The 22,290-nt window shown below is 50.4% G+C and carries 15 protein-coding genes, 1 pseudogene and 1 riboswitch; of the genes and pseudogenes, 13 read left to right on the forward strand and 3 right to left on the reverse strand.

Going from position 1 to position 22,290, the window contains the following annotated elements; all coding sequences use genetic code 11:
* Positions 1-253 precede the first annotated feature (253 nt).
* From GQS10_RS19530 to GQS10_RS19565, 8 genes are all read left to right on the forward strand, one after another.
* The gene (locus GQS10_RS19530) at positions 254-5,650 is read left to right on the forward strand and encodes an S-layer homology domain-containing protein (RefSeq protein WP_166245392.1); all 5,397 of its coding nucleotides are present in this window, start codon (positions 254-256) and stop codon (positions 5,648-5,650) included.
* 188 nt (positions 5,651-5,838) lie between these two features.
* On the forward strand, positions 5,839-6,855 hold the full coding sequence (locus tag GQS10_RS19535) for a peroxiredoxin family protein (protein ID WP_166245394.1): 1,017 nt from the start codon (positions 5,839-5,841) through the stop codon (positions 6,853-6,855).
* A gap of 99 nt (positions 6,856-6,954) precedes the next feature.
* On the forward strand, positions 6,955-8,481 hold the full coding sequence (locus tag GQS10_RS19540) for a copper amine oxidase N-terminal domain-containing protein (RefSeq protein WP_166245396.1): 1,527 nt from the start codon (positions 6,955-6,957) through the stop codon (positions 8,479-8,481).
* 343 nt (positions 8,482-8,824) lie between these two features.
* On the forward strand, positions 8,825-8,998 hold the full coding sequence (locus tag GQS10_RS19545) for a hypothetical protein (RefSeq protein ID WP_166245398.1): 174 nt from the start codon (positions 8,825-8,827) through the stop codon (positions 8,996-8,998).
* Positions 8,999-9,171: 173 nt separating this feature from the next.
* A riboswitch (cobalamin riboswitch) is annotated at positions 9,172-9,367 on the forward strand.
* Between the two features lie 177 nt (positions 9,368-9,544).
* A complete protein-coding gene (locus GQS10_RS19550) occupies positions 9,545-10,687 on the forward strand; it encodes an ABC transporter substrate-binding protein (protein ID WP_166245399.1) in 1,143 nt (380 codons plus the stop codon).
* Entirely contained in the window at positions 10,654-11,745 is a 1,092-nt protein-coding gene (locus GQS10_RS19555) for a FecCD family ABC transporter permease (RefSeq protein ID WP_243735283.1), read from the forward strand. Before GQS10_RS19550 ends, GQS10_RS19555 begins: the two co-directional genes overlap by 34 nt.
* A 17-nt stretch (positions 11,746-11,762) precedes the next feature.
* Positions 11,763-12,569, forward strand: coding sequence for an ABC transporter ATP-binding protein (locus GQS10_RS19560; RefSeq protein WP_166245400.1), 807 nt, complete (start codon positions 11,763-11,765; stop codon positions 12,567-12,569).
* A complete protein-coding gene (locus GQS10_RS19565) occupies positions 12,566-13,447 on the forward strand; it encodes a class I SAM-dependent methyltransferase (RefSeq protein ID WP_166245401.1) in 882 nt (293 codons plus the stop codon). Before GQS10_RS19560 ends, GQS10_RS19565 begins: the two co-directional genes overlap by 4 nt.
* Before the next feature lie 23 nt (positions 13,448-13,470).
* On the opposite strand, the gene GQS10_RS19570 is transcribed toward GQS10_RS19565, so the two are convergent.
* Both GQS10_RS19570 and GQS10_RS19575 read right to left on the reverse strand, forming a co-directional pair.
* Positions 13,471-14,541 (reverse strand): bifunctional glycosyltransferase family 2/GtrA family protein, encoded by a 1,071-nt coding sequence (locus tag GQS10_RS19570; RefSeq protein WP_166245402.1) that lies wholly within the window; start codon positions 14,539-14,541, stop codon positions 13,471-13,473.
* 24 nt (positions 14,542-14,565) lie between these two features.
* Positions 14,566-15,534 (reverse strand): phosphodiester glycosidase family protein, encoded by a 969-nt coding sequence (locus GQS10_RS19575; RefSeq protein WP_166245403.1) that lies wholly within the window; start codon positions 15,532-15,534, stop codon positions 14,566-14,568.
* A 233-nt stretch (positions 15,535-15,767) separates the two neighbouring features.
* On the opposite strand from GQS10_RS19575, the gene GQS10_RS19580 reads away from it, so the two are divergent.
* From GQS10_RS19580 to GQS10_RS19595, 4 genes are read left to right on the forward strand one after another with little or no spacing between them, the layout of a single operon-like run.
* Entirely contained in the window at positions 15,768-16,652 is an 885-nt protein-coding gene (locus GQS10_RS19580) for an ATP-binding cassette domain-containing protein (RefSeq protein ID WP_166245404.1), read from the forward strand.
* Positions 16,645-17,337 carry a hypothetical protein gene (locus tag GQS10_RS19585; protein ID WP_166245405.1) on the forward strand — a complete coding sequence of 231 codons (693 nt, stop codon included), beginning with the start codon at positions 16,645-16,647 and terminating at the stop codon, positions 17,335-17,337. Before GQS10_RS19580 ends, GQS10_RS19585 begins: the two co-directional genes overlap by 8 nt.
* A complete protein-coding gene (locus GQS10_RS19590; RefSeq protein WP_166245406.1) occupies positions 17,325-17,627 on the forward strand; it encodes a hypothetical protein in 303 nt (100 codons plus the stop codon). Before GQS10_RS19585 ends, GQS10_RS19590 begins: the two co-directional genes overlap by 13 nt.
* The gene (locus tag GQS10_RS19595; RefSeq protein ID WP_166245407.1) at positions 17,549-19,288 is read left to right on the forward strand and encodes a S41 family peptidase; all 1,740 of its coding nucleotides are present in this window, start codon (positions 17,549-17,551) and stop codon (positions 19,286-19,288) included. The genes GQS10_RS19590 and GQS10_RS19595 overlap by 79 nt, the downstream gene beginning before the upstream one ends.
* Positions 19,289-19,377: 89 nt before the next feature.
* Here the strand turns inward: GQS10_RS19595 and GQS10_RS19600 are convergent, their stop codons facing one another.
* Positions 19,378-20,223, reverse strand: coding sequence for a CPBP family intramembrane glutamic endopeptidase (locus GQS10_RS19600; protein WP_166245408.1), 846 nt, complete (start codon positions 20,221-20,223; stop codon positions 19,378-19,380).
* 470 nt (positions 20,224-20,693) lie between these two features.
* On the opposite strand from GQS10_RS19600, the pseudogene GQS10_RS19605 reads away from it, so the two are divergent.
* A pseudogene (locus GQS10_RS19605) lies at positions 20,694-22,118 on the forward strand (methyl-accepting chemotaxis protein); the annotation flags it as partial.
* Positions 22,119-22,290: the final 172 nt, after the last annotated feature.

Below are 22,290 nucleotides of genomic sequence, written 5' to 3' on the forward strand. Positions count from 1 at the left end.
ATGTCGCGGGAAGGAGGGGGCGGAAACCATTCGCTCGGACTCCGCCCTTCTCTCGTTAGAGGTCTTGCTTATGACAAGACGCCCAAACTTATTTTGACACAATAATGCTAGCGTTTTCAATAGTGATTTTTAGCAGATTCGTACGGTTTTAAGCCCGCGACATAGAACCACTTTCAAGGGGAAGGAGGGTTACGTCCGGACCAGGGCGTGAGCAGGTCTTAATCACATTTTACACTTGTTGAGGTGAACTGGGTTGAAGCGATTGTATAGATCTATTTCTGCAGTAGTATCCGCTGCTCTGCTTTGGACTTCGTTGAGCTTCGCGGTCGTTCCGGCTCCTGAGGTGAAGGCTGCCCCGAATGATATTTTATTCGAAGATAATTTTAATGACGGTAATTTTAACGGATGGACAACTTTCGCGGGCTCGAGCTGGAACGCCGCCTCGGGAGCACTCGTGTATAGCGATCCCGGCACAGAGGCGATTATTGGGTTCGAGGATAAAAAGATGACCGATTATTCCTTCGAATCGAGAGTGAAGGTAGAGGGTGGCGGGTACCCTGGCGTACTTGCGAGAATGCAAGACCGGAGCAATTTTTATATGTTTCGATACGACCCAGGTAAAAAGGGCATGGACCTCACTGTTCGGCAAAACAACTCGGACAGATTATTGCAGTCAGCTTCCTACAACCCAACGCCGGGGTCTTGGGTTACGCTCAAAATTGTCGTGAAAGGGAACATCATCCAAGGTTATGTTGATGGCCACAAGCTGATTGAAGCTTACGACGATACCTTCGATTCGGGCGGGATCGGATTCCGTAATCGTTGGTCGGCGTTATCCGTCGACGATATCGTTGTAAGGGAGGAGCGCAGGGTGCACAGCGATGCAGAAACCGGATCCATCGCACCTTGGGTGCAGGTTACCGGCAGCTGGAGTGTTGTTGACAACGTCTATCAGACCGTTTCGGAAGCGGTGTATAATCAAGCGTTCCAGCAGCTATCCATGAATGGACCGGGCCTTCTGGCGACGGGTGATCCGGCATGGGAAAGCTATTATGTGAAGGCGGATGTGACGCCGACCTCACCGGAGGCCGTCTTCGGGGTGGCTGGTCGCGTAGCGGGTCCCGAGACGTATTACTTGTTCCGCTGGACGCCAGAGGAGAACGGAACATTAGAGCTCGTCCGGAGCATCGAGGGCGATGAGCATGTCCTAAGCAGCGCCTCGTATGCCATGGTTCCAGGCACGACGTATAATATGCGCCTTAATGTAATCGGCAGTGCATTAACGGGATTCGTCAACGGCGAGCAGCTCATTAGGGCCGCCGATTCGTCGATACCGAGCGGTGCTGCAGGCTTGTGGTCCAATTCGTTCGCTTACTTGGACAATGCAGCGTCGGCTGAAATGAAGGATCCTGCTGAAGCCAAAACAGTTGTTCACTGGAAATTCGACCCTTCATACGCAAAGTCGGGTTCGTTGGAATCGGGTGACTTGGTGTTGGCCGATTTAACGAATCAGGGTAATGACTTGAAGCTCGTAACTGTGGGTAATGCGGCGTTGCCAGAGGTTAATGAGGTGCTGAAGTGGTCGGAGGATGACTACCACGGGCATGCGGACGCACGGAGCTTGTTGTTCAACAACAAGAAAACCGGACCTGTTCAGCGCTACTTCGAAACGGTTTCATCCGCACCGATGAACGACGAGCAGTTCCCACACGGATACACGATGGAGTTCATCTACAAGCTGCCTGCCGAGTTTTCAAGGAATTCACATTCGTGGATGAAAATCTTTAACCGTCAAGGAACGGGGGCGTTGGCTGGCAAGACGCAGGGGGAATACGACCTGCTCGGCCAGTTAGCCGTTTCCAATCTGAAGGAGCTCCAGTGGACGTATTACACCACAGAGCTCGCAAGCAACCCGACAAGCTGGTCGTTTTCGCTAGACAGCGTTCAGGACTGGTACCATATTGCTTTGGTGAATGACGGGAAGAAGACGCAAATTTACGTAAACGGCGTCACCGACTTCCGCAACGCACCGCAGGAGATCAAGAACTTTGCAGGAATTGTAGGTAAAGGATGGGACATCGGTGCGGCGAGCTTAGGAAACGGCATCGGTGCAGAAAACTTCTTAGCCGGGAACCTGGAAGAAATTCGAATCATCGACCGTGCGCTGCCGATGGAACGCTGGCTCATTCCAAACGCGCTCGATCGTACTCCGGAATATGGAAATAACGAGGACCTGCCGCTTTTGCAGAAGGAAGACAACTACAACATTCTGTTTGTTCCAGATATCCAAAAGCCAATCCGTTATATGCCGGAAATCGTGGAAGAACAGACAAGATGGATCGCGGATCACGCAGAGGAAAACAACGTTGTGTTTACTGCGTTCATGGGTGACATCGTTGACCAATGGAACGTAGAAAGCGAATGGTTTGCGGCTAACAAAGCAATTACCTTCTTGGACTATGTAAAAGCACCTTACATGACGATTGCGGGTAACCACGATTACGAGTACTGGTGGGGCGGCAACGATAAGCCGTACCTGACGTATTTCGGTAAAAATCGTTATTCGGACAAGCCGTATTATACGAATGAATCGCCTTCGGGTTATAGTTCCTATAGCCTTTTTAAGGCAGGCTCTTATGAATACATGATCATCGGGTCGGATTGGAGAGACGACCACTATAACTCTGACCGCGATTGGATCCAGCAGGTGCTTCGCGAGCATAAGACGACGCCGACGATCCTGATCAGTCATGAAATTTTAGAGTTCCAAGGGGAACAAAGCACGGAAGTAAAGCATTCCGGAAGAGGCGCTCGCAACTGGAACGATTTCGTACGTTCGAATGATCAGATCTTTATGACCGTATCCGGGCATCATCATGGAGCCGGGTATATGGTCAGCAAGAATGACTACGGCAACGAGGTTCTGGAAGTGCTGGCGGATTATCAGAGCCAATACCACGGAGGCAACGGCTGGATGCGCTTCGCCGAATTTGACGAAGCCAACAACTCGATTCAATTCCACACCTTCTCGCCATGGGTCGAAAGCATGCCGGAAGAAGAGCGGACGTATTTTGATATGAAAAACCTGATCGGCGAGAAAGACCGATTCTCGTACGATATTAACTTTGCCGAACGCTTCGCGTTTGCAAAGCCGCTCTATTACGTTGATTCCGGCAGCGATGATCCAAGCCGCTTACCTCCGGGAGAGAAGTACGGTACCTCGAACTCGGTTGTTGATCAACCGTTCGGTCCCGACCCGGCGACCGGAAAGCAGTGGGGTTATCGGACGGATGGAACGGCTACAGTGCAGGGCGGACCTGATCCGTGGAGCAGCGTATTGACGGACAACGGCGGCATTGGGAAAGGAATCACGTATGATTTCGAAGCGCCAAATGGCGTCTACGACGTCGCCATCGGTTTCCGAAGCCCCGTCGATACCGCCGGCCGGACGCAGGACGTGGCCATCAACGGTGAAACGCGGTTGACGGCGTACAATCCACCTTATAACACTAACGAGGAAAAGTGGTTTGAAGCGGAAGTGAAGGATGGGCGTCTGAGTGTGTCTGTATTGCGTACCGGCACGACAGATCCTTCGGTCAGCTGGATACGGATTATGCCGAAACGCATTCCGATTGAACAGATTAAGCTGAGCCCAGAAGCGATCACACTTGAAATCGGACAATCGTATGATTTTACAGTCACTGTATTGCCGCAGGAGGCGACGGAATCGGCGCTTTCCTGGACGGTCTCCGACGATACCGTACTGGACGTATCGCAAGGCACGGTCGTTGCGAAGAAGGCCGGAACAGCCGTTGTGACCGTGAGCGGTCCTGGCGGATCCGTTCAAGCCTCGGCGACTGTTACTGTGGTACCGCCGCCGGTGGAAAAGCAGGCGCTTGGTGGGCGGATCGCGCAAGCTAAGACATTGGACGCGTCGTTATATACGTCTGATTCATGGTCGGCGCTTTTGGAGCGGTTACAAACTGCGGAATCCGTCTATGCAAACGGCGAAGCGACACAGCTGCAGATTGATGAAGCAGAGCGGACGCTCAAGGAAGGCATCGACCGTCTGGTTCCGTTGACCGAAACGGTGCCGGTGTGGCCGAAGGGCAGCTTGCTGCTGAAGACGAACGTGAAATCAAACGAGGTCGAATTGACCTGGTACGTCGCACAGAACGCGGATCGATATAACGTATGGTTTGGCACCGATGCCCCTTCCGAGCTTGCAACCGCGGAGATGCAGTCCGTAACGGAGAGTGTCTATTCCGCAACAATCAAGGGACTCGCCGCTGATACGACGTATACGTTCAAGGTGGAAGCCGGCAACCGGTATGGCCAGTGGACGTCGGATGGGCCGAGTCTGCGGATCCAAACGCTGAAGTCCGAAGCCCCTGACAATGGTGGAGGCGGCAATGACGGCGGCGGGGATAGTGGAGGCGACGACGGCGATGACAATAGCGGCGGCGGAGATAGCGACGACGAGGACAACAGTGGAGGAGGAAGCGGCGGAAACAGTAGCGGCGGCGGATCGACACCAGCTGCATCCACTCAGCCGTCCGTTTCGACAACTCAATTGTCACAAGCGAATAATGGCGTCGTTGTTATCGAAATGGGAGACGCTGCGGAAATTACGTTACCTGCCGATGCGGCAGAAACGCTTGGCGAGAATCAGTTGCTGGTAAAGAAGGGAACTGCAACGCTCACATTCCCGAGCGATGTGCTGCGGCAATTGCGGACGAATATTGGGGATCAGGCGGATGAAGGACTGATCGTCGTGCAAATTGAGCCGATCACCTTGTCCGGCGCAGCGGCGTCTTCTGCGGCTAACACCGTCGATTATACGGTCGTAGGCGGCGCTTACGATTTCGACCTGTTCTGGAGAAACGGTGATGAGGAAGTTCGTCTGGCGGAGTTCCAAGAACCAGTGGAACTGTCCGTAGACTACGACGATGCCGGGGTCGAGGAAGCTTTAGTAGGGCTGTATTTCTTTAATGAGTCGATTAACAAGTGGGAGTATGTTGAAAGCAAGGCGGATCCGCGGACAAACACTGTAACGGCAAAGCTGTCTCACTTCAGCACGTACGCCGTTATGGAATGGGTGCAGACGTTCGACGATGTTCGGAATGAGCATTGGGCTGCTCGTACGATTCGCTTATTGGGAGCAAAACATCTTATCCAAGGATCAGCCGATCGACAATTTGAACCTGATCGTCCGGTAACGAGAGCGGAATTCATCGCGCTGTTGACCCGTGCGCTGCGCCTTTCGGATACGAGCGCTTCGAATCCGTTCTCCGATGTCGACAGCGGCGCTTGGTACGCGAATTCGGTCGTAACCGCGCATCGTCACGGGCTGATCGACGGAACGGGAGACTCCCGTTTCGAGCCTGACCGTGTGGTAACGAGGGAAGAGATGGCGGCGCTCCTAGTACGCGCGTATAAGAAGCAGGCGGGGCCGCAAGGGGATGCATCCGATCTAACACTCACGTTTAAGGATCGGGAAGAGATTTCGCCGTGGGCAATGACTGCTGTAGGCCAAGCACTTGCGAACGGCCTGATGGCAGGCCGCACGGAAAACAGCTTCCAGCCGGGAGCCTCCGTGACACGTGCTGAGATGGCGCAAGCGATCTATAATATCGTGATCGAACGATAATAGTAAAAGGACAGGAACATTGTAAATGTGGGGAATGCCGACATCCGTGATACGGGTGTCGGTTCTTTTTACAGCACCCTTTACATGATTTGTAAATTCCTCTCGATGTTAGATGTGAATTCAGCAATTTTGGTATAATTCTTTGGGGGATTCCTTCTAAGGGATAAAGGAGAGGAGCTAAAACAAGCATGTACACCATTCAACTCGGCTCGTTTGTACTAAATGGTGAAATCATACTTTATACCGGTTCTGGTATCGTTGGAGTAACGATTCTTCAATATTATGCCCGTAACCTAATCGAACGCGAGGCGCTGCTCTCCATTTATTTTTCAGCGTGGGTTGTATGGCTCCTGACTTGGAAGCTGAGCTTAGTAATATTTAACCCGACGGATGTCATCCACTATCCGGCTTCTTTGCTGTATTACAGCGGTGGCATTCGCGGCCGATGGCTCGCAAGTATCCTGACTGCCGCCTATATTGCTTTTCGGCTTAAGAGAATAAAGGCTCCGCTGGTTCGCTCCATTCAGACCACCCTGATTTATTTATTCGGTGCGTGGACAGGCTATCAAATTATTTTGACGCTAATCGATAGGGTAAATTGGCTTCAGCATACTGCTCTCGCCGTTCTAGCCGTGCTGCTGCTGGCCTGTATATGGATGTTCAACAGCCGCAAAAATGCAGCTATTGCTCTAATGGCGGCAGGTTTCCTATTTTATGCCTTGTTCGATCACTATCATCAAGTGTGGTCGGAAGCCCCCCAAAACAATGGGGAGGTTACGGTTGGAATTGCTCAAGGTCAGCAGGCTCCGGACTTTGAACTGCTTGATATGAAGGGGAATACAGTTCGACTGTCGCAGTATCGCGGCAAGAACGTAGTCCTTAATTTTTGGGCAAGCTGGTGTCCTCCCTGTCGTGCGGAAATGCCGCATATGCAGAGATTTCATGAGGATGATCAAGGGGAAAACACGGTAGTGTTGGGGGTGAATTTAACCTCCATTGAAAATAATGCAAACGATGCGAAAGCGTTCGCGGAGCAGCTCGCACTGACCTTTCCGATCGTACTCGATTCGAAGGGGGAAGTGATGAACGCCTACAAGATCCGCGCATATCCAACGACGTTTTTCATTGATGGGCATGGCATCATTCGTCGAGCGTTTTTCGGAGCAATCGATTACGAGACGATGAAGGGTCAGGTTTCTCCTTGAAGTTCTTGATGACAAACCCATATCCTTACTACTCTCTTCTACATCGTTGTGAGATAATATGCTAGCCTGAAATAGAGAGCAGCCAGGGAAGGTGACATCATGAAAAAATGGTTTAAGCTATTTGCAGCGCTCGTTCTGTTCGTTTCCATCGCTCCGCTGCACCAAGCATCGGCGAGCAGTGACATTACCGTTTATATTAACGGGAGTCAACTCAACACCGACGCGCCTCCAATGATTGAAAACAACAGTGTGCTTGTGCCAATGCGGCCCTTATTTGAAGCATTAGGTGCTGAGGTCGCATGGATTCCGGAAACCCAAACCGTCGTTGCTGAATTGAGTCATACTAAAATTGAAATTACGATCGGTCGATGGATTGCCACTAAAAATGGCAGGGACATGGGGTTAGCCGTACCCGCCGTCATTAAAAATCAATCTACCTATGTTCCACTGCGATTTGTTGGTGAGTCCCTTGGAGCGGAGGTCACTTGGGATGCCGCAGCAAGAACGGTTACGATTTCTCAGGAATCGTCAATTCCGAAGCTGGAGAAGGTCTGGTCTATGGGAGCGCCGTCCGAGATGTACGATTGGATCCAAGGCTTTACGATTGGTTCCGATCAGACGCTGTACGCGATGGATGGCATTAAAGTGAAGCGTTATCGTGAGGGTACCGACGAAGTCTTTTTTAACCTGCAGGATTTAGCGCCGATGCTGAAGTCCTACGGTCTTGACGATCAGAGCACGATTCAAAGTTTCCGGCTTTCCGACATGCAGGAGAGAGACGGACGTTTGTATATCTCCGGACTGATGTTTGTCAACAAAGAAGGAGAGACGTACGATTATTACAAAGAGAAGATTTTACTACTAGGCTTTTCCTATAACGTGATTTTCTATTTGGAAAATGACCAGCCGACACTGCTTTACGTTGAACGCGCTAAGGTAAACGAAAAGCCTGACAATTTCACCTGGTATGAGACCAAAAGCGGGGGACCGGAAAATTTCTTGCAATGGGGAGATTTTTATCTCTACGATTACAGCCGATATTTATTGAAGCTGCGTTTTACTTTTGCTGATGACGGTTCACTGATTGTTCCCAGAGAGCTGGGCCAGCGTCATTACAAGGAAGTAGAGGGTGGAGGACAGCAGGTCAATCATTCCTATCATGGGATCGTGAAGATAAGTCCAAGCGGTGTAGTGGAGGAGCTAATGAGCTGGGGCTCCCATCTCGGAAGCATTCGAAAATATTCACCCATCTATACGACAAACCGCCATGTACTGCCCGTTGTAAAAGGAAATGAGTTAAGGTTGTATAACGGGAATGGATTTATTATGGATATGAAGCTCGACGATGGAATGACGAGTTTTGTGGAGATTCCAGAGGAAGATTCGTACAATCCCGTTTTCTTAATGGAAAGACCCTTGTATCATGAAGGTAAAGTGTATTTTTTAAATGATCATGGAATTTTTACAGTAACCAATGGTATTCCTGACATGCTAGTGTGGGCTGACAATATTGATTACACAGGACTAGATCATACGGTTTACATCGTAGATTTTGATTATGACGGTCAATATTTCTATATTACGGATTTCACCTCCAGATCGATTTACCGTTTGAAGGCGCAATGAATTTACATTTTAGGGAAGAAAAATACCGGGATATTCATCAAGTTTGCAGAACGCTGCAGCTGGTGGATGTCCCGGTTCTTTTTGTTGAGCAATATAAACTTGAAGTGGGTGAGAACGGCGAGTTAGGCTGAAAACTGAGATTACGAAACTTTTACAATAGAAAAATCAGAATTTGCAGGAAAATGTGAAGCGTTTGGGGAAGTAATATTGTAAGGTGCTTCGCTAAAGCATCCGCATCCTAGATTCTCACAAGGATTACACGCATCACTCATCAAATTGGTTCATATAATCAACAAACATCAGTGCTTGTTTTGAGCAATCATCACGGGGAGGATTGATGGAAGTGAAGCCATTGGAAGAGTTATCGAGTGCCGAGTTAAAGGAATTTATTGCGGAATGCAAAATCGGATACCGGGACGCCTCGGTTATGTTCGAGTTTGAGACAGCGAAAATGTACAAGGAACGAATTTTGGAATACCGAACGGAGCTCGACAAGCGCAGCAAGGCTGCAATGTAATAAATATAACGTACACAATACCCGTAACTCCTGAAGAAGGAGCTGCGGGTATTTTAATTTGAATCAAATGGTTAAATAACAGAAAATGGCTTTAAGTTAATATTTAGGTTTACAGCCTATCCAATATTATCTATACTGTACCTCAGTACAAAAAAACGCATTTAAAAGACAACTGCATACGAAGCTTCATAGGTTCCGAGCCGTTACAAGGCAAGGATTAAAAGGGAAGTTCGGTTTCATTCCGACGCGGTCCCGCCACTGTGAGCCCTTAGCGAGCCCTAATAAACCACTGTGATCTGCCGATCATGGGAAGGTAGGGTGCAGCGATGAAGGGTAAGCCAGGAGACCTGCCTATGAGGTACATGTCGTATCCTTCGCGGAAAAGGATGCCGATCTTAGCCGACCCCTGTCTTGCGCAAGCAGCTGCTAAAGCAATGGACAATATAGCGGGCCGGTTCAGCATTGTGCATAAGAGCAGTGGCGCCTTTCCCATCAGAAACAGGCGTCTTTTTTGTATGTAAAAAAAGAGTTGGAGTGTGGAAAAGGATGAACAGAGCACGCAGCATGTTATTGTGGGTGATTATGATCGCCATGCTGGCCCTCTCCGCATGTGCGGGACAAGCTCCGATCGCAGCCCCTGTGGAGAAGCAGCCTGAATCAGCAAGCAAGTCCGATGAATTTGTATTTACCGACACGGCGGGAAAGGAGCATAAGCTGACACTTCCGCTTGATCGGGTTGTGGTCTTAAATCGGAACACAGCGGAGGCCATTCAGCTGCTTGGAGCGCAGGAGCATGTGATTGCCACGGGTGATACGACGATCCAAAACAATCCCTACTTGCCTTTTGCAAGCTTGCCGGATGTAGGGAAAACGAGCGAAGTCAATCTGGAGCTGCTGCTGTCACTGAAGCCGAAGGCCGTGTTTACCTATACGAACCGCCCTGACATCATGCTGGAGCAAAAGCTGGAGCCGGCAGGTATCGCGGTGATCCGAATCAACAACTATTTGCCGGAGCAGACGGACGATGAACTGCGTCTATTAGGCCGGCTGTTCGGCAAGGAAGACAGAGCCGAGCAATTTCTTGCGTGGAAGAAGGGTCTGGAAGACATGTTAGCCGAACGTGTGAAGCAAATTCCGGAGTCGGAAAAGAAAAGCGTGCTGGCGTTATCCGTCGGGTTTTTGAATTCCAACGGCGGCTATCGGGTATTTCCGAGCTTAGCCAAGGACGGGTCGCCGGGTGTCGGAGAAGGGTACGCGACGGTGCTGGCGGGCGGACGTGATGCGGCGGATGTCCGCTGGGATCGTGCGGAAGCTTCCACCACCATTCTCGTTGACGAAGAATATATACTCTCCCATGATCCCGATGTGATTACGCTGCACGGCACATTTTTAGGAGGCTACAACGCGAAGGACACTCAGGAGCATCAAAAGGTTTTGGACAATATTCGAAACATATCCTCTGTGCCTCGTTTGAAGGCGGGCAAAAATAATGAGCTTTATGTATTCCATACGAATATTATCGGCTCGGATAAACGGTACATCGGTGTTCTGCAGCTGGCTAAAGTGTTATATCCCGAAAGGTTCGCCGATATACAGCCGGATGCGTACTTGAAGGAATATTTTGAACGCTGGCTCGGTGTTCCTTATCAGGGCGTATGGCATTACTCGGAGAAGCCGGTGAACGGATGACGCCGGATTTGCGCCAAGCGTATCACGGAAGCGTTCGGAAAAAATGGCTGGTTCTAACGCTTCTTCTCGTATTGCTGCTGGTCGTATTACTCTTTTCTTTTGATGCGGGTACCGTTTCTGTAGGATTGGAAGAACTGATAAGAGGGCTGACCGGCCAAGAGCCTCTTGATGAAATGAAGGGCTATATTTTACGGGAGGTCCGATTTCCGCGGATTGCGATGGCGCTGTTAACGGGGGTGGCCTTGGCCGCGGCGGGGGTGATCATGCAGGCGATTCTCCGCAATCCTCTAGCAAGCCCGTTTACACTTGGTGTGTCGAGCGGCGCATCGTTCGGGGCGGCACTGGCGATTGTGCTTGGAACAAGCTTGTTCGGTTTGGAGCAGGCCGTTCACTCTGCACGCTGGCTGATCGCTTTGAATTCGTTTCTCTTCGGAAGTATTGCAGTGATGCTCGTCTATGGAATTGCTAAATTGAAAAAAGGCTCGACGACGGTGCTGCTTCTTGCCGGAGTGGCGATGGGGCATTTGTTTTCCTCGGGGGTTTCCGCACTTAAATATTTCTCCAACAATGAAGCGTTGAAGGATTTAGTCGTATGGCTAATGGGCGGCTTTTGGGGCGCGGACTGGGAAGTAATCCGTTGGCTGGCGCCTGGGCTTCTGCTGAGTCTTGTCGTTTTGATGTGCTTCGCTTGGGACTTAAACGTGCTCGGCATGGGAGAAGAGGTGGCCGGCACGGCCGGTGTTCACGTCAGAAGGACACGCTTTGTTACCCTGCTTACAGTGACCATTATCGCTTCCGCAGCGACGGCCTTTACCGGTGTGATCGGCTTTATCGGTCTTGTGGCGCCGCATATCGCGCGGATGCTGATCGGGGTGGATCATCGTTTTCTCATCCCGGCGGCTAGTCTTTGCGGAGCGATTATGCTGCTGGCAGCCGATACCTTTGCAAGAACGATTTTATCACCCGTAGAAATTCCTGTCGGTATCGTGACCTCAGTGATTGGAGTGCCATTTTTTATTTATTTGCTTATCAAAAAACGCAGGGACCACTGGAATTGAGCGGGGAGGGGAAGGTTATGGAGCTTGCTGTGCGCGATTTATGCTTCGGTTACGGGGATAAAGAGACGATTCGCGGTATTTCGCTCACGCTTGGAGAAGGGCAGTGTGTTTCGATTGTGGGTCCGAATGGGGCGGGAAAAACGACGCTGTTAAAATGCTTGGGCGCGATTGTGCCTACCAAACGCGGCGTCATTGCACTGGATGGGAAGCCATTGATGGAATACGCCGCGAAAGAACGGGCTCGGCGTATCGCGTATGTACCTCAGCAGGGGGCGGGTTCCTTCCCGATGACTGTCATGGATACAGTCATGCTCGGCCGGAAGCCTTATGTTTCTTGGAGCATAGGAGAGCGTGATCTCTTGATCGTTGAGAGGATCCTTCAAGATCTTAACCTGACGGCGATGTCATCCCGATTTGTCGATGAGCTTAGCGGGGGAGAGCGTCAGAAGGTATGGATTGCCAGGGCGCTGGCTCAGCAGCCCGACATATTGCTGCTGGACGAGCCCATAGCTGCACTCGATATTCGTCATCAGCTTGAGGTGCTCGAGAAGACGCGGGAATTAGCATCACGGGATGGGACATTAATTGTGATGATTCTGCATGATTTGGAGCTTGCGGCGCGATTTTCCGACCGCCTTATTTTAATGAACCGGGGCGAGGTCGTCATGAAGGGACAGCCGTCAGAAGTGCTGACACACGACCGCATCCGCGAGGTTTACGGGGTCGAGGTAGTGCTGGAAAACGGGCCTCTAGGCTTGAAAGTGACTCCGGTACGCCCTTTACCCAAGCTAACTGAAGGAAAAGTTGAGGGAATAATGCGATGAATTTCGGAACAAAGCTGCATGGGGATTACAAAAAGGCATGGATCGATGGCATGAGGGATTGGAATAACCGGATGCCAGAACGAATGGTTGATGATCGGCTTGAAGAGCAATTTTGGCAGGAATATTTAGAAAGACGCAAAAAAAAGCCGGAGCCGCATGCCTATGCCGTCCACATTATGGAGGAGCTGTTACCCCTTCTTCAATCGGATGACTCTGTGCTGGAAATCGGCCCCGGCTGGGGAAATTACACATTTGAAGCAGCGCGAAGAGTCAAGCAGTACAGCTGTTTCGACAGCTCCAAGAGTGTGCTGACCTACTTGCAGGAGGCGGCGGCAGCTTCTTGGATTGACGGCATGGAATTCCTTCACGGGAAGTGGGAGGAATATGCTGCAGAGGCAGATGCCTATGATGTGGTATTTGGCATCAATTGCTTTTACCGTATGCAGGATATTGATCGTGCTATGCTAAATATGAACCGCGCGGCACGGCGACTGGCCGTGGTCGGGATGACCAGCGGTCCGGAGCCCGCTCATCTTTGGGAGATTCACCGGAAATTAGGCTACCGAATGAAATTCACACGGCGTGATTACATCTATATAACCAATGTTTTGTATCAGCTTGGCATCGATGTGAACTGCCGCATCATCCCCTTGGAGCGGACATATTCGTTTGACAGCGTAGAACAGTTTATCGAGGAGCAGCTGAAAAAAATTGTAGAGCCGGAGTTCGACCGCGTCGCTGTGGAGCGGATTGTTTCCTCTTATATTGAAGATATTGATGGAAAGCCGGGATATCGCCATCGCTTTAAGGCCGCGCTGTTGTATTGGCGGCCCGAGGCTGAGCTTCCGGCCTTGCAGACTCATAAAGGACTAGAATGATGCTGAAGGATACATCGATGCTGCTATCGATGTGTAGTCCCGTATTCACATGCGCAATGTGCAGAGGGAGAAGGCTGGGAAGCCGTAAACACGAAGGTACGCTGCATCCAAAAGCTGAGTACGAACAATAGGCCCTCCGTTACTAGCTTAGCGAAAACGAGCGGGACTCCCAGTCTTTGATGAATAAGATACAGCAAGCCATAGTTCAACAGCATAATAAGCACAACGAGAGCAAAATATTTAGGCGCAGACGAGATCATTTTTGATTTATGGCGCTTGTCAAAGACGAAGCGGCGGTTCAACGTATAATTAAAAATCGAGCTTCCGACTCGTGCTCCGATAACGGAGAAAAGCAGCTTGCCGGTCCACAGCTGCAGCAGCAGAAGCAGCACGAAGTCGAGTGCGCCAGACAGCACCGAGGATGAGCAAAACTTTAGGATCGGCGCGTACACTTTGGCGGAATCGGCAATCGGGCGGAAATGCGACGATTTATTATTTTCAAGATATACGGTTTCGATCGGTACCTCCTGCAGCGAATACCCGTCCTTCTCCGCTTTTAGCAGCATATTCATCTCATATTCAAATCGATCGCCGGGGATTTGGCACAGCCAGTCCAGCATTGAGGCCGAAAAGCCGCGCAGGCCGGTTTGGGTATCGTGGATGCGGCGGCCGGTCGTCAGGGCGTAAATTGCGCGTGTGACGCTGTTCCCAATCCGGCTGCGAAGCGGGACATTACCTGTGAAATATCTGCATCCGAGCACAATCGAATATTGATGTTTTGCTACAGCATCGTTGACCCGCATTATATCAGACGGGAGATGCTGTCCATCGCTGTCCGCGCAGATGACGCCCTCGGTCTCGCCTGTTTCCTTGAGGTAATTGAAGCCGGTTTTTAAAGCGCGTCCCTTACCTAAATTGGTACAATGGGTAAGGACGATGCAGCCGGCCTCGCGAGCCGAGGCGAAAATAGTGCGATATGCCTCACCGCTTCCGTCATCGACAATGACGATCCTGGAGCTGCATGCAGTCCTAAGATTGTCGATAAGCGTTAGCAGCCGCTCATCCGGTTCATAGGCTGGAATTACTATAGTCATGATGCTCTACCTCCCTCGTAATCGTTATTCGGCGACATAAATAATATCGCTGACACCGCGCTCCTGCCCCTTGTTTCCCGGACGATTGACGACTCTGCCCATAAAGTACATCGTAGACGAGCCCCCTCCGTCGAGATTATAAGCATCCGTTGCCCCGAGATCCTCAAACAATTGTGCAAATTCGTTAAGCGTCATTCCTCTGCTGTTTTCCTGCCGCCCGTCAACGACGACGAAGACGTAATGGTTGGGCGAAATGACTCCGATTCCCGTACGCGGGTTGGCAGCATCGATCGTACGGTTGCCGAAGTTCGTATCGATCTTGACGTTATCGAAATGGTCTGACGCTTCGCCGTTCTTGACCAGAACAGGCCCGAAGGAAAACGTGTTGGTGACGCCTTGCTTTAGCAATTGCTCAGCGGAAATGTCCTTCTCGTAATAAGAAGTCATCGTACCGTCGCGAAACAAGGCCAGCCCGTCTCGTGCCGGTTCGTTGCGGAACAGCTGACCATTGCGGATAATGACGCCGTCCTCGCGGAAGCCGTAATAGTCGCCGTTCATGGCAAATATTGCTTGGTTGGCGGATGCAATTTCCGAGGTGTTTGCGATAATGTTGCGGCCAAAGGCGTTGTTTGCGAAGGCGGTCAGTAGATTTGCAGCATCCTTCAGCTGAACGTCAGCGACAAAGTATGTAATTTTGCTATTGCCACTGCCGGTTTCCACTTTTTCAATTGAAATATCGATACGGTCACTCGTGTAGCTCCAATCATCGGAAGTGATGATGGACGCTGAATTTCCAGCTGAAACGGCAGCTCCTGCTGAGGAAGCAAGGGTTGCTGTGCTGGAAGCAGCGGCGGGCTTGCTTTCCACGATGGCCTCCACATGCTGGATCAAATAGCGGTCCGCCAAGCCGTAGAGGATGGCGCCAATAGTACAAATGGTAATGGTCAGGCCGATGATGAGCTTTCTTCTCGGCTTTCTTTTCGTGTGGGTCATTTGAACATTCACTCCTTGCAAATCTTTACTGTACCTTTACAATAAGCGACTTTACTTAAATGGAGCTTAAATGGAGGGAGACGGTGTTGTTGACTATGGGGAGGAGAGGCACGGGTATGTTAGCTGCATTTTTACGAAATCTGTAGCTGATTTGCAACAAATGGATACAGTGCATCGTTATATAATGGACTTCATGGAGGAAAATTCTGGGGTGTAATTGGAGATGAAATGAAATGATTCGCATACGTGACGTATCCAAGTCGTATGGGTCAACTCGGGCGCTGTCGCAACTGTCGCTTAACTTTAAAGAAGGCGTATATGGACTGCTCGGAAATAACGGTGCCGGTAAGACGACGCTGCTGAATATTCTGGCGACTGTCCACGGTTTCGACCATGGCAGCGTGGAGGTATTTGGACATGATCTGAAGAAAGAGCCGGGAGCCGTTCGGGCGCTTCTCGGTTATTTGCCGCAGGATTTTCATTTTTTTGCGGGGGTAAGCGTTGATTTCGCAATGGATTACTTTGCGGAGCTTAAGGGGCTGCCGCCTTCCGCCAAATGGAGGGAAGAGAAGGAGACATTGCTGGAGCAGGTCGGCTTGACGGCTCATCGGCGGAAAAAAATCAAAGAGCTTTCCGGGGGCATGAAGCAGAGACTAGGTATTGCCCAAGCCTTGATCGGCAATCCGAAGTTATTAATAGTAGACGAGCCTACCGTAGGGCTCGATCCCGAAGAACGGATTCGCTTTAGGCAGCTCATTAACCGCTTCAGCGCGGGCCGGGTAATCCTGCTTTCAACGCATATTGTCAGCGATATTGCCAGCACCTGCGAGGAGGTTGCGCTTATCCGCAGCGGGCATGCGCTTTTCCAAGGGAAGATCGATGATCTGCTGCTTCGAACGGAGGGGAAAGTTTGGGAGGCGGAGGTTACCCTCGATCAAATTGAATCATTGGCTACCCGGGTAAAGCTCGTCACCATTATTCGAAAACGCGGCTTGATTCAGGCCCGGTTTTTGAGCGAGTCGGCACCGGAGGATGTTAACGAGCTTACTCCGGCGGTTCCGACGCTGGAAGATGCTTATTTGTATTACAACAGCTTGGAGGAGCCGACCCATGCATGAGCGGATTCGTCTTGTGAGGCTGGAGCTGCGGCTCCTTGTACGCAGCCGATTATTTTGGCTGGTGTTCATAGCGGCAGACTTCGTTCTGCCATTATTCATGTCGGCGGCAGGGCGAGGTGTGGAGGAAACCTTGTGGCTCCGCTGGCTTCATATGCAGCTGCTCATGCTTGGGCTGTCGTTCCCCATCTTGGTATCGATATTATTTAACGAGGATCATGAAAGATTCATTTCAACGGTCATCCTGACGAAGCTCAGGCGTGGATTGGACTATACTGCTGCACGGGTGTTTGCTCTGGCCGTGCTCGTGCTGGCTTGCCTACTGGGGACGCATTTGATCGTTTTATTGACCGTTGTATGGTTAGGGACAGGCCTGCGAGCGGAAGGGATAGGGGCAGGAGCGGCAGCCTTCTTTACCGCTTACGCGGTTCTGCTGCTGCTGTCCATATTGGCGGCGCAATGGATTCGAAAGGTCATCTACACGGTGCCGATCTTATTCCTGTTTATGATCGGACAGCTCGCATTAAGCCACCCTTTATGGTCCTTGTGGTGGGGGCCCGATCAAGTGATCACTTACGCGGAGAAGGCGGATGCTTCCTTTTGGGCGGGAAGAGGGCTGTACATTTTACTGCTGCCCTTCTTATACTGGGCGGTCTTAAAAACGGAGCAAAGAAGGTGGCGCGGTTGATTCGCCTTTATTGGAAATCTCTGCTGCTTTGGCTTCGGGAAGAGAAGCTGGTTTATTACATATCGGGTTTACTGCTTGCCGCACTGCTGTTGTTTCCGGAATTCCGGTACGAAGGAGAATCGTATAAGCTGTACATCTTATATTTAATCGCCGTATCCGTCGTGACGATGCAGGCGGCAACCTTTTATTCGAGCCGGGGGTGCAGGTATTTATGCAGCTTTCGGTGTTCAAAAGCAGCAGCGCGAGTCTGCTGCAGGCCGCCTTGGCCTTCAGCGCGATGTTCCCTGTGACGCTGGTGGTCGTTTTATTTGTAGCGGCGACGATGCCTTCGGTCAGCGGAACATTTTGGCTTGCCTATGTGCCGGCGTCGATTTTCTTCGCGCTTGCAATGGGCCTGGCTGCCGGCTCGCTGCGGCACCGTTCTGCGGGAATGGCCGTGCTGCTGCTCGTCTATGTGTGGATGCTGCTGCTTCCGATCACGGCGGCAGTCGCTTATTTTCCAATTCGGCCGCTAATGACGCCGTATTGGATTCCATACGGTGCGCTTATTCGGCTTATTTTCGTTGGCGTACTTTTTATGCTGGTGGCATCATGGCGGTTTCGCAGGACGACGGGCAGCAGAGAACGAAGACTCATACTAGGGCTGGCCGCTGTATTTTTGTCGTTCTTATTTTTCATCCGTAACGACGACCATTTGTGGGAGTTCGGTTACCGGCATTGGGCGAAGCAGGCGCTGGATTCCCATCATTATTCGACGGCGAGGGACGACTCATGGCTCAAGGATTTACGCTGGCTCGTAACGGAGCTGCCGGAACGGCACCCAAACTGGTTTTACCGCATGGACAGGGTCTCCTTCCAAAAGGAGACGGAGGAGCTTGCACGCCGTATCCCGGAACTGACGGATCAGCAAATGGTGCTCAGCTTGAAGCGGCTGACCGCGCTTGCGCAGGATGCGCATACCGATATTCGTATTCGCGACGGCATGACCTCGCTTCCGGTTACGTTATATTCCTTTTCTGATGGTTTGTTTATTACGGGAGCGGAGGACGCGTATAGGCAGATGATCGGCGCAAAAGTCATTCGCATTGGGAATACCGATGCGGCGGAGGCGCTTGAGAAGGTGTCGGTTCTCATTCCGAATGAAAACCGGATGCAGCGGCTCAAAGCCGCACCACAGCTGCTGGTGATGCAGGACGTGCTTGATTTTCTCGGATTGACGGACGGCGGACATCCGGTGTTTACATTAGAAAAGACGGGGACGCAATTTAGCGTTTCGTTCAATCCGGAAGCACAACCGCAAAACGCGGGGATTGCTGACGATACCATAAACAGGGGGGAGCCGCAGCCAGATGTAGTAGAAAAGGACGGAACCGCGATGCCGCTGTACCGTCAAAATAGAGACGTCAATTATTGGTACACTCGTCTCCCGGAGAAACAGCTGATTTATTTTGCATATAATCAAGCCCGGGAGCTGAAGGACCGGCCGATCCGGCCTTTTCTTAACGAATTGAAATCAACAATCCAGGCGAATCCCAACGATACTTTGCTTATTGATTTGCGAAATAATGGCGGAGGAAGCTCCTCGCTATTGGAGCCCTTGATTGGATATTTGGCTTCCGAAGGTCCGGCCCGCACGGGTAAGGTATACGCGGCGATCGGACGGAATACATTTTCCTCGGCTGTGCTCAATGCCGTTGCGCTTCGAGATGAAGCGGGCGTGATTTTGATCGGGGAGCCAACGGGGGGTAGACCGAACCATTTTGGTGAGGTCAAAACATTAACACTTCCAGCATCCGGAGTGAAGGTGTGTTATTCCAGCAAATATTTCCACCCAAGCCGCGATGACCGGGATGCTGTTTACCCGCATAAGGAGGCATTGCTGACATCGGAGGACTATTTTGCAGGGAAAGACCCCGTGCTGGAGCTTGTCCTTAAGATGAGGGACGAATAACCGCCATAGGCCCCATGTGATGTTTGTGATCTATCGAAATGAGTAAAAAGAAGCAGGAGGAAATTCTCCTGCTTCTTTGAATGCTTGGATTACGCAGAAATCCGGGGGGATGAGGCGCTAGCTTTTGACAGCAAATAGGAGGGTTTGTGTTTCTGATAGTTTTTGTATAAAAAGAGACCGATGCAAGCATAGACGATACCGATTCCGATGCCGAACTCAGAGGTGATATACCCCGAAAAAGGTGTATTTACGGTAAGCGGATCAAATATGCCTTGAATGAATAAATTATGCACCGCATGAAAGATCGCAGCCGGCCAGACGCTTCCCGAACGCATACGAAGCCATACGGCAATAAAAGTCCAGCCCGTGATCATAAGGGTAAAGCAGATCAGATTGTACAGCAGCGGCCCGCCATTATTGTAATCCCCAAAAAGGAGTAAAGGGTAGTGGTATACCGCCCAGACCAGAGCGATACGCAAACAAACGGCCGGATACGAGAGTGTTTTTGACAGCTCCTCCGGTAAAAAGCCTCTCCATCCGATCTCTTCAGCGAGAGCCGCGAGTAAGTTGAAGATGAACATTACGGTCATCAAAATAAGGAGGGTCATCGGAAGCGATAATCCCGACTTGTCCGTTAATTGCGCCGGTGAAAAGGTTCCCCTGCCCAAAATCCATACCGGTAAATAAACCAGAACCAATGAGAGGATAGGAACAACCGCACCAACCAGCCAATACCGCAGCTTCCCCCATTTTAAGCCGAAGCCTTTCAGGTTTTTGCGCTGAATCCAAGCGGCGCTAATCGCGCCAATTGTCGGAATCAGCATCAGCATCACGCGGTCCACCGTCGGGCTGATCCCACCGGCTGCAAAAATAAAGGTATACACAATTGCAGCGAGGCCAAGTGTGATTGCAATAAACATTCGTAAAGCTGTCATCTTCGTGGTTCCCTTCTTCAATAATTTGGAAGAATATTTCTACTTGATCCACTTTAATGAATTTTTGTGATCTCGAATAGTGACTACTGGATAAAAAAAGTCATATTTTAGAGGGTTAAGCGATTAAGAGTCATAGATTTCGTATTACAAAGGTCACATCAGCTTAGCAAAAAGATAAGAAACTAACATTTTCATAGAATATTCAAAAAACTATTTAAATCTATGAAATAATCGAGTATGATAGATTTCATCATGTTAGGAATCGTTACATAACTTTATTGCATCGGAGGCTGATTTCAACAATGAAACAATCATTCACACTCAATAGCGTCCAAACGAAGCTTATCCTGGTTATTGCTTTGGCATTAACGGTTCCATCCTTACTGCTCGGTTATATCACGTATAAAGAGACCGAGTTTGTACAGCATACCGCCGTTATCGGAAAGAAAGAGGAACTGGAGCAACTATCGAAGCAGTTTACCGACATATTCAACAAAGCGGAAGCAGACCTCGATCAAGTGTCGAAAAATCCGGAATTACAGCACACCTCGTATGCATTTCCAAAGTCATCCGGTGCTGGCTATAGTAACATGCCCTCTGTAAATCAGACCGACAAGGCGGACTTCTATGTCCATTACTTTGAACAGCTTATGGATAACAACCCAAATATGTTGAATGTGTACCTTGCTTCGAGCACGGGTGAATTTTATGTGTACCCGGTTGTTCCCAAGGAGGTCGATCTGACTCAATTTGATCCGCGGGGGCGGGAATGGTACACCGAAGCGGCGGCGGCCCCGGGACAGGTCGTCTGGACAGAGCCTTATTTGGATACGGGAAGTAAAACTTCTACAATCACGTTTGCGAAAACGGTGCACGACCCTTCGGGCAATGTAGTTGGAGTAGTCGGAATGGACTTTAACCTGAATGAATTCGCAATGACCATGCAGGATAATATCCGCAATAAAACGATCCTCGTTATTATTGTTTCTTTTGTTGTCGGCATGGCTGTCATGTATTTGTTTGTCCGGCAGCTTATTCGAAAAATCCGGGAGCTGCAGGAGGGGATAAAAGCGCTGCAGCATGGTGATTTTACCCGACGGGTTGAGATTAGGGGCAGCGATGAGTTTTCGGATTTGGGTAACCGGTATAATGAAATGGTCCATTCCTTAGGACGCTTAATCCAGCAAGTGGTATACGCCTCGAGAGAAGTGACCGGGGCTTCACAGACCATTGCCCAGCATACGACCGAATATTCCGTTCAATCCCAAGAAATCGCCGTTTCTGTAGAAGAAATCGCGCAGGGCGCCGCGGCCCAAGCGGAAAAGACGGAAACCGGATATCAGGAGGTCAATGGTCTCGTTGATTTACTGCATAGTTTAAAAACGGAAACGGATGAGACGGTGAAACTGGCGGGCTTGATGGCGTCGACCAGCAGAGACGGATATGAACGCTTGGAGCAAATGGAACGGTTGGTAGTGGAAGGCGGGCAAAAAAATCAAGCCATCGTCGAAACAATTGAGCAGTTAAATGAAAAATCGCAAAAAATTGTCGGCGTAACCGGATTAATTCGGGATATTGCAAGTCAGACCAATTTACTTGCCTTAAATGCGGCCATCGAAGCGGCAAGAGCAGGAGAGCATGGAGCTGGATTTGCAGTCGTAGCGGGAGAAGTACGGAAGCTCGCGGAGGAATCCGCGAAATCAGCCAATGAGATTCAATCTATCGTAGATGAAATCAACGTCGGTATTCAGGAGACGATCCGCTCGATTCATGAAGCGAGGGAAAACTTGGAGGAGCAGAATGCGACCTTCCGTACAACCAAGGCTTCGTTCTCAGATATATCCTCGGCGGTCGAGTCTGCAAGCGAAAGTATTCATGCTATGCATGGCGGAATTGAACGAATTGATCAAGTGAAAGATCGGATCTTGAGCTCTATCACGGACATGGCCGCTGTCAGTCAGCAAACAGCAGCCGGCTCCCAGCAGGTTTCGGCTACCGTTACGTCGCAGGGGGATTCCATCCAGCGACTGACGTCAATGGCGGAGCAATTAGATGAAACCGCGAAGC

The organism is Paenibacillus turpanensis (genome assembly GCF_011421635.1).
GTDB classification, from domain to species: Bacteria; Bacillota; Bacilli; order Paenibacillales; family YIM-B00363; genus Paenibacillus_AK; species Paenibacillus_AK turpanensis.